The sequence below is a fragment of the Halalkalibacter alkaliphilus genome (genome assembly GCF_023555415.1).
Lineage (GTDB): Bacteria > Bacillota > Bacilli > Bacillales > Bacillaceae_D > Halalkalibacter > Halalkalibacter alkaliphilus.
This window is the reverse complement of record NZ_JAKRYL010000025.1, coordinates 51747-60228: the sequence shown is the minus strand read 5'-3', so window position 1 is coordinate 60228 and position 8482 is coordinate 51747. Positions and strand designations below refer to the sequence as shown.

Genomic DNA, 8482 nt, shown 5'->3' with positions numbered 1-8482 from the left:
GATAATATTTTGTCACCTCTTGTAAAAATAACGCACTAACATGTCTCTTCATCTTCAAGTATCTCTTAGAAGCAAATGCGTCGAGACAACTCGCAGCTTATTCGGCAGATGCTTTGCTCGTGGCTGAGGTTTTACCACTAAACTACACCCGCATATTCTTTTAGTTCTATTAAATGGTCGGGAAGACAGGATTTGAACCTGCGACCCCCTGGTCCCAAACCAGGTGCTCTACCAAGCTGAGCCACTTCCCGTTTTCTTAAATAGAATGGCGCGCCCTGAGAGATTCGAACTCCCGACCTTTTGATTCGTAGTCAAACACTCTATCCAGCTGAGCTAAGGGCGCTCAATCATTTGGTGCCGAGGGCCGGACTTGAACCGGCACGGTAGTCACCTACCGCAGGATTTTAAGTCCTGTGTGTCTGCCAATTCCACCACCCCGGCCGGACTTATTGTGTATTAATATGAAACAACCTCTATCAAAAAAAATGGTGGAGGGGGACGGATTCGAACCGCCGAACCCTGAGGGAGCGGATTTACAGTCCGCCGCGTTTAGCCACTTCGCTACCCCTCCAAAACTATTTATATATAACAATGGCGGAGGAAGAGGGATTCGAACCCCCGCGCGGTTTAACCCGCCTGTCGGTTTTCAAGACCGATCCCTTCAGCCGGACTTGGGTATTCCTCCGCATATTTGGTGGAGCCTAGCGGGATCGAACCGCTGACCTCCTGCGTGCAAGGCAGGCGCTCTCCCAGCTGAGCTAAGGCCCCAAAATATTTTTTCGCTTAGGTTTATAAAATTATCATAGTATTTTAATTAAGACAAGTACTTTTTCAAAAATTATTAACACAAATCTATTTTTTCTTATCTTCAGGCTACTATACTTCTATTTTAATCACCTACTGGTAACTTACTTCTCTAGCTCCTACCGCAATGGTAGACAACAATGAAAAATAACACTCTTTCGACAAAATCCCCCCCATTACAAACCTCCACAACCTTTGTATAATAATGGTAATATAACGTAGCAGTAAATATTAATATTCTAATAGACTTAATTATAAATAGGAATAACAACTACATCTATTCTTCCCATTTATTTTATATATTAGAATTAAATAAAAGGGACGGTTTATCTATGAAATTTTTCGGTAGGATTATAACAACTATCACTGTCTTACTAGTTAACTTAATCTATATGCTGTATTACTTTTTAAGAGACGGTTTTATAAGTCAAATTGAGTATATCGGACTGCCTCTTATACTATTCCTTGCTTGGCACTTCGGTAAACAATATGATCGAGCGAAATTCTTATCGGAAAAAGATCCCCTTACTGAAATATATAATCGGAGATATGCTGAAGCTTTCTTTCCTAAAGTTAAAGCTATGACTGACCGAAATGGTCAAAAGCTTGCCGTGTTAGTGTTAGATGTTAATAACTTCAAAACAATCAATGATCATCTTGGCCATAAAAAAGGTGATGAAGTTTTAAAGATTCTTTCTCGACAATTAAAGAAAAGTGTAAGAGAAACTGACATCGTTGCTCGCTGGGGTGGAGATGAATTTATTATATTAACCCCCGATATTAAGGAAAAAGAAAACGTGGAAGAAATAAAAGCTAGAATTCAAAAAAACCTAAAAAAGGTTTCTAATTCTCAGTTAGACATAAGTGTTTCGATTGGGAGTGCCATTTATCCAAGTCTCGGGGAAAACCTTGATGAACTAGTGAAAGAAGCCGACAAAAACATGTACGAAATGAAGCTGCATTTGAAACAACACGCCAAATAATGAATAGCAAACCGCTATTTTTTTGTTACGGATACAGGTCCCTTCCATTACCAATTAATCCGAAGAACAGCAGCCCCTTCATCAGAAATTCAACAACTGAAGGGGCTTGTACTACCTAGTATCATCCTGTTTTAAAAAAATAACCAATAGTAAATTTCTACCACACCGACAAAACCAGACGAATTTATACAATGTTCAACGCCAATTCCCGTTAACTATTTGTTGCCATTTGGTTCTTTTGCCCTTATCAAACTGGTATTCCTAAAGCTTTTTTACCACAATAGGGTTATTGATCAAGTGAACCCCCCCTAAAATTCTTACTCCCCCTCGCTTTATGTCGCACAAAAAACACTTCTCCACAACACACTTCGAGTTCATTCTCTTCCTCCATCTGTTACAGTTACAAAAAAACATAGAAAGGGTGTACATGATGCACTTTAATCTATTACTCGATGTTGTTTTAGGCAAAAGAGAAATCCTACATATTATTGAGTGTCCTGTATGCAGTCTTGAAGAGGTTTATTATAAGGACCCTGATACGAACAAACAATTAGGCAGAGCTTGTTCACATTGTAACTTTGTTCAAAAGTTTGATTTTGATTTCGAACCTTTAAATCATAAACGACTAAAGCATTAAACTTTGCTAATTTGATATTGGAGAAACATGAATTAAGCAGTTGGGGTGTCCCAACTGCTTTAGCTTACATAACTACTAAAAACCCCAAAATTAACTGTGGATATCTAATACCATGACCGATCATCTTTCAGCTTCTGCTGTGGATATCTGCCGTAATGTGGAAAACCGACTGTATAAAGTCATAGTTATCCACTTTTTCTCGATAATTTGTCCCGTTTTTCATACTTGAATTTTCTACTAATCCACAGAATGCGCTCTAACCATAGAGATCTCCAAATCCTCTATCATATCCCTCTCCCCTCCAGCATATCTATTACTAAAATAATAGAATCCGCGGAGGTGCTTCATTCATGGTCCTGCTCTCAAAAAACGAAATAGAAACGGTGATGAGCACATTAAACGAAGAGCAAATCTACTTCCTACAGCATCGAACAAAGCAAAAAAAGAAGAGTCGCTGGCTGCAAACTCTAGCAAATTACAAAGGATTCGACATCAATGAAAAAATGAGTGACCAAGAGATTGAGGAGAAGCTCGATGATTGGATCTTAGTCGATATCAAAGATGGAGGATATCAAAAGCGACCTCATAAATGTGATTGCGGACAAGCACTTCGCTTCCAATACATCATTCGAAATAAAGCCCAAGACGCAGTACGCTATTTAGGAGAAAATTGTTTTGAAAACTATCTCTCCCTCCCTGCTTCTGTCATTAAAGATGTCAAAAAAGGACTGTATTCGATTGATCTTGAAAGAGATGAAATACTCGTTAAATACAAGAAGAATTTATTTTATCCTTTAGACAAGTACATGCATTTGCCTCTCCCTCAAGATCTACTCGACCAATATGAACTTGGCCTTCCGCTATCCGATAACCAGATTAACCTAGTCGAGCGGATTCATACACGATACGAGGAAGAGAAGAAATTAGCCTCTTTATTTCAACGGCTAACGATCGAACAACAACAATTTGTATCAAAACTAAACCAGGAAGACCGAAGAGAGTTACTTCTATCTATTGAGGATGGGTTTGCAGAAAGCTTCTTGTATATTGAAGATCTATCAGAATTCAACGAAGCCTTACACCGACAAATTCAACTAAACCTCCCTCTACTCGAAAGGCAGAAGCAGACTATAGAAGAATGGAGACTCACAAAGAAAAGAGAGGCAGCGTTACACGCCTTATCACCAGAACAACAAAAATTTATCCTTTCTTTTGGAAAAGAAGAGCAAACTTCCTTACTAGATCAAATTCATAAACCGCTTTATTTTAGCTATGAAAGCATCGAGAACTTATTACTAGATGACACGATAAAAAAACAAGTCGAACTGAAATTGCCTTTGTTAAAAGAGCAAATCTATCAAATTCAACTAGCCCAAAATAAAAGGGACAAGGTTGAAGTTTAGCTGAATTTGGGGTAAGAGGGACACGGTACCCGTCCCCCTGTCCCAATTATCGATCTATTACACGAACATCAATGCCATGAATATCTCCTTCTGGCATTTCAAGTAATTTCACTTTCTTTAGTGAACGTGTATTGATGATAGATAATCCAGGACGATCACCTGCAATTGCATGTGTGCCTGTAGCTGGTTCTGGACCTCTAGTTGTTACATATGCCCATTGACCGTTAGGGGAGAATTTCATTAAATCCGGCGAATCCCCGACATAAGAAACCTGGTCAATCGCTTCTGTTGTCTCTAAGTCAAAAATTGTAGCGTTATTCGACGCACGATTAACGACCCAAAGGTTTTGTTCATCAGGAGTAATTGCTACTCCATGAGCATCGTATCCTAATGTATCTTTTGTTTCTAGTAATTCATGAGTTTCTGTATCAAATACGTATAGCTCTCCCAAAGTACTACTTCCAGCATTAGCATACATCTTTGTTTCATCAGGAGAAAGAATTAATCCACAGCCATGTGGAGCTACAACATCTTTGTCATATGCTTTCACTAGATTAAGTGTTTCTGTTTCAAAGACAAGCAATCCGCCACCGCCAAGGGTAACATAGAAGTGTGAGTCGTCTGCTGTGAAGAAATGGCATACAGGTGTCGGGTTAGGGAAGCGATCTTTGTCTTGTAATACTTCATACTCTTTTTCGATGTTGACAGTTTCCAGTAAAGTGAACTCTTCGTTTTCTACATCTGTTTCAATAATAGAAATACTTTTGCTCGGAGTATTTGCCACAATTACTTTGTCACGTTTGTTTGTTGGCAAGGCAGCATGAGCACCAGGCTCTGTTTCAATCGTTTTAATAATTTCTTTGTCGGAGCCACGTATAACGGACATTGTCCCACTTTTCATATTGGCTACAAATGCATATTCTCCAGCATTATCAAAAACTAACATATGAGGATGTTCACCAACACCATCATCTGTAGTAAGGGTATGTTCAATTTTGTGAGTCGTACCATTTACGACATAAATCTGATTTTTTGCTTGATCTGTCACCCAAATTTCATGGGTGATGTGACCTTTACCACTTTGTCCCGGGTAGGCCAATCCGGTTGTTGCTAGTAATGACAGCAGAAGTGCCATACATAATACTTTCATACTCAATGTTCATCCACTTCCTTTTTTGTATTGTATTCTTCTAAATTTTAACCTGATTTGCTTAATAATCCTTTTTTGAAAAGTAATTCTCAAGTAGATACGTAAACTAAATTTCTATTTACAGAGTTACCTGTCTCTTCGGGATTTCTTTCTCTTAAACCGCCCTCACCATCTGATTAAACTACGTTAACTAAAATAGCCCTTTGATCTTATGATGGTCCGATATGTAGCTTATGATGGAACGCGACGTGGGCACTGGAACCTCCAGCGAACGCTAATGATAAAGGTAATGTCGCTCTATTTTTTACTTTTTCATTAAATATTCCTCCCCTGGGTTCATTTGTTATACAGGTGAAAGTATATATAATCGCGTGGTAAATTTCTACTATTCTGACAAATATAGTGTAATTTTTACAATGTTCAACACCTAGTACTGAGATTCTTTCGTTATATTTCATACTTATGTCCCGATGTAACACAGTCTAGGGACGTGGCACTGAGACCATTGCCCCCTTGTCCAGGGCGGTGACAGGAACAACAAAAAAACCGAGGGACACGGTACCCGGCCCCTTGTCCCCCCTTGTCCCGGTCAAACCCCAGATCTTCCCTCCACACCCTATATCTTTTCTCCACCTACTAAATTTAGTATGTTAGAATAATAAGCACTACAATATATGATGCTTCTAACTTAATAAAAGAGGTGAAGCAGGTGTCATCATACAAAGATCAAAAAGTCATCACAATCGGGATTGTCAGTGAATTAACGGGGTTATCAGAAAGACAAATACGTTATTACGAAGAAAGACAATTAATTTTCCCTGTTCGAACGGCTGGTAAAACTCGGAAGTATTCATTTCGTGATGTTGAGAGATTAGTAGACATTGCTAACAAGATAGAGGACGGCGTAGGGACGTTTGAAATACGCAAGGCCGAGAAAAAGAAACAAAGCACAAAAGAAACAAGAAACCGCATGCTTCGTGGTCAGATCAATGCTGCGTTTAAAATACGAAATTAGGGACAGAGGGACAGGTTCATTGTCCCTTTTTCCTGTTTCATCCGGGACGAGGGACCTGTCCCCCTGTCCCTCCGTCCCTAGAGACGTTGAATAACACTCTTTGAGACACCAGTAACCCTCGATAATTGCCGCAGGGATACCCCTTCTAGCTTTTTTAACTCCCGCAGAATATCATTCCTATTCTCTTTATCCATTTGCTGCAGCACACTGCTGTTCGACACTCCAAGTTCACTCATATAATATATAACTTCATTATCAGAGAGTCTTACTTTGTCTTTCTCGTCTAAACAGAGATCATTCGTTACAATTTGCAAATGGGCCTTGAAACATTTCAACGCCTTGTTTCTATCTGTTGAAAATTGATTCAAGGCAAAATTGATATCGACTATGATCGACTTATAGATATACTCATTTATACTTGTCCACTTGCTATCAAATACGGTTTGGGAGAGTCCTGCTTTGAGAGGGTTTTGGTGGATATATCTAAGGACGGTTAGAAAGTAGGCACGATCTTCTACATTTTTGCTTTTAAATCGGTCTTGGAAAAGATGCCCACATCGTTGATATTTCGCATTGTACCAATATACATAGCTTGAGTTGATTCTTTTCATTACCAAAGAAATCGGCTCATCTCGCTCCTTCATCAAGAGATGAATATGATTATTCATCAAACAATAAGCGTATAGTTGATAATTGCACGTTTGCTTGTACCGTTTTAATGTTTCTATAAATCTCCTTTTGTCTTCGTCATCCTCAAAGATCAGTTGTTTATTATTTCCTCTCAGTATAATGTGATAGATGCCACTTATGCTCTTTGCCCTTGGTTCTCTAGGCATATTTAAATCACCTCAAGGTTGAAGGTTTAGCTGAATTCGGGATAAACGGTAGTTGGATGGATTTGAGAATGATGTTGGTTTCGTACAAATGGGAGGAGCAATAGACTAGAGGGTCGTGAAAGTACCATTACCGGCTGATTGGAGAACGTTACGTTTTACTATGTAGGTTAAATTTGAGGGGGGGACTTATCCGAGACCTTTCAATGGCCTTATTTAGTTTATTTCAATAATCACGACAAAAATTCCTGCTAGTTAATCGGATAAATCTATAAAAAAAAGAGGGACATGTCCCCCCGTCCCGTTAATTAGTTGTTAGCTTCTGACCACCAGCTACAGCCAACACCTCTTGAAGGTTTGGCAACTGATCTAAGTTGTAAAGCGTCGTGATCAGTGCCTCCGTATTCTCCGCTCCAATGATTGGTGTAGCTAGGTTCGTAAATTTACGAATAAGCGCTTCGTCTGTCATTGGATTTTCAATGCTTCCTGTCGCGTGTTCAATTTTCACTTCGAACTCGCGGCCATCAAGAAGAGTAAGCTTTGCGTATACTTCATCCTCTTTCATGTTTTCATTGACGACTGGTTTGATCTTTTCTCTGAATGCAACTGTCTTACTGTCTAACACTTTCTCATTTGAATATTGCTCTTCACCCGCATCCCCGTCTAAGAAGGCAATCGCTCCTGTATGATAAATACTAAACTTCCCTTCTAGTCCTGTTTGCGGCGTTGGCTTCCCTGTTAATTCAAGGACATATTGGTTTACGCTGACTTCAATGGACTTCACTTCATCTGGCTCCGCATGTTTGCGCAAGTTAATGCACGCATCAATCGATGGATGTAAGACAATTCCGCACGCATACGGTTTGAAGGCATTCTTCTGTAACTCCCAATCTACTCCCCAGTTGACATTCACTTTTTCTAAGTCATGTTCTGGTGCTAATACGTTGGCAAATCCACGTTTTGCTTCAAGCACTTGCTTCGAGCTTGTGAAGCCTTTCTTCGCTAGCATTGCTGCTAGTAAGCCATTTTGAGCGGCTTTTCCTGGATGGAATGGTTTCGTCATCGTTCCAAACATTTCACGCAATCCAAATGATTGAGTTCCCGCTAACCCGAGCGCATGTAACATTTCTTCTTCGTTTAACTCTAATAATGTTCCAGCTGCAACCGCTGCCCCAAACACCCCTGCTGAACTCGTAATATGCCAGCCTAGCTGATAATGACTCGGATAGACCGCATTACTGATTCGAAGCTCGACTTCACAACCTAGAATAAAAGCATGGAGAACTTGTTCTCCGGAGAGGCCTAGGTGCTCACCTAACGCTAGCGCTACAGGGGCCACTGGACCACTTGGGTGGTGAATTGTGTCAAGATGAGTATCATCATAGTCAAAGATATGAGAGGACATACCATTAACCAATGTCGCTAATAATAAATCGGTCTTCTCTTCTCTTCCTAAAATTGAAACTTGTTCCCCGCCGTTTAGGTCGTTTTTCAACTCAAGAACCATATCGACCGATTCATGTTGTGCCGCACCGATCGCTACACCCATCCAATTTAGAAAACTTCTTTTACCATGGTCTCTAACCTCTTGTGGGATATCCTCAATTTTTGTCGCTAACACATTTTGCACTAATTGCTTTGTCACCATATTATCCTC

6 protein-coding genes and 6 tRNA genes are annotated in these 8482 nt (G+C 39.8%); 3 read left to right on the top strand and 9 right to left on the bottom strand.

Features of this window, described 5'->3' with window-relative positions:
* Positions 1 to 174: 174 nt before the first annotated feature.
* From MF646_RS19140 to MF646_RS19115, 6 genes are all read right to left on the bottom strand, one after another.
* A tRNA-Pro gene (locus tag MF646_RS19140) sits at positions 175 to 251 on the bottom strand.
* Positions 252 to 266: 15 nt separating this feature from the next.
* Positions 267 to 343, bottom strand: a tRNA-Arg gene (locus tag MF646_RS19135).
* Between the two features lie 9 nt (positions 344 to 352).
* Positions 353 to 441: transfer RNA gene (locus MF646_RS19130), tRNA-Leu, on the bottom strand.
* Between the two features lie 45 nt (positions 442 to 486).
* Positions 487 to 571 (bottom strand) — tRNA-Tyr (locus MF646_RS19125).
* A gap of 21 nt (positions 572 to 592) precedes the next feature.
* Positions 593 to 685, bottom strand: a tRNA-Ser gene (locus tag MF646_RS19120).
* Between the two features lie 7 nt (positions 686 to 692).
* Positions 693 to 768: transfer RNA gene (locus MF646_RS19115), tRNA-Ala, on the bottom strand.
* Positions 769 to 1136: 368 nt separating this feature from the next.
* On the opposite strand from MF646_RS19115, the gene MF646_RS19110 reads away from it, so the two are divergent.
* Positions 1137 to 1787, top strand: coding sequence for a GGDEF domain-containing protein (locus MF646_RS19110; protein WP_250098104.1), 651 nt, complete (start codon positions 1137 to 1139; stop codon positions 1785 to 1787).
* A 987-nt stretch (positions 1788 to 2774) separates the two neighbouring features.
* Complete coding sequence (locus MF646_RS19105) at positions 2775 to 3827, top strand: hypothetical protein (RefSeq protein WP_250098103.1); 1053 nt, start codon at positions 2775 to 2777, stop codon at positions 3825 to 3827.
* A 46-nt stretch (positions 3828 to 3873) separates the two neighbouring features.
* Here the strand turns inward: MF646_RS19105 and MF646_RS19100 are convergent, their stop codons facing one another.
* Entirely contained in the window at positions 3874 to 4977 is a 1104-nt protein-coding gene (locus tag MF646_RS19100; protein ID WP_250098105.1) for a YncE family protein, read from the bottom strand.
* A 709-nt stretch (positions 4978 to 5686) separates the two neighbouring features.
* Here MF646_RS19100 and MF646_RS19095 point away from each other — a divergent pair.
* Entirely contained in the window at positions 5687 to 5992 is a 306-nt protein-coding gene (locus tag MF646_RS19095; RefSeq protein WP_250098102.1) for a MerR family transcriptional regulator, read from the top strand.
* A gap of 77 nt (positions 5993 to 6069) precedes the next feature.
* Here the strand turns inward: MF646_RS19095 and MF646_RS19090 are convergent, their stop codons facing one another.
* Both MF646_RS19090 and MF646_RS19085 read right to left on the bottom strand, forming a co-directional pair.
* Positions 6070 to 6828: a transposase gene (locus MF646_RS19090; RefSeq protein ID WP_250098101.1), complete on the bottom strand. Its 759-nt coding sequence runs from the start codon at positions 6826 to 6828 to the stop codon at positions 6070 to 6072.
* A 301-nt stretch (positions 6829 to 7129) separates the two neighbouring features.
* Positions 7130 to 8473, bottom strand: coding sequence for an MmgE/PrpD family protein (locus MF646_RS19085; protein ID WP_250098100.1), 1344 nt, complete (start codon positions 8471 to 8473; stop codon positions 7130 to 7132).
* Positions 8474 to 8482 lie beyond the last annotated feature (9 nt).

Bases quoted from the DNA above. Each gene is read 5' to 3' on its own strand.
- MF646_RS19110 (WP_250098104.1), top strand. From the start codon at position 1,137: ATGAAATTTTTCGGTAGGATTATAACAACTATCACTGTCTTACTAGTT.
- MF646_RS19105 (WP_250098103.1), top strand. From the start codon at position 2,775: ATGGTCCTGCTCTCAAAAAACGAAATAGAAACGGTGATGAGCACATTA.
- MF646_RS19100 (WP_250098105.1), bottom strand. From the start codon at position 4,977: ATGAAAGTATTATGTATGGCACTTCTGCTGTCATTACTAGCAACAACC.
- MF646_RS19090 (WP_250098101.1), bottom strand. From the start codon at position 6,828: ATGCCTAGAGAACCAAGGGCAAAGAGCATAAGTGGCATCTATCACATT.
- MF646_RS19085 (WP_250098100.1), bottom strand. From the start codon at position 8,473: ATGGTGACAAAGCAATTAGTGCAAAATGTGTTAGCGACAAAAATTGAG.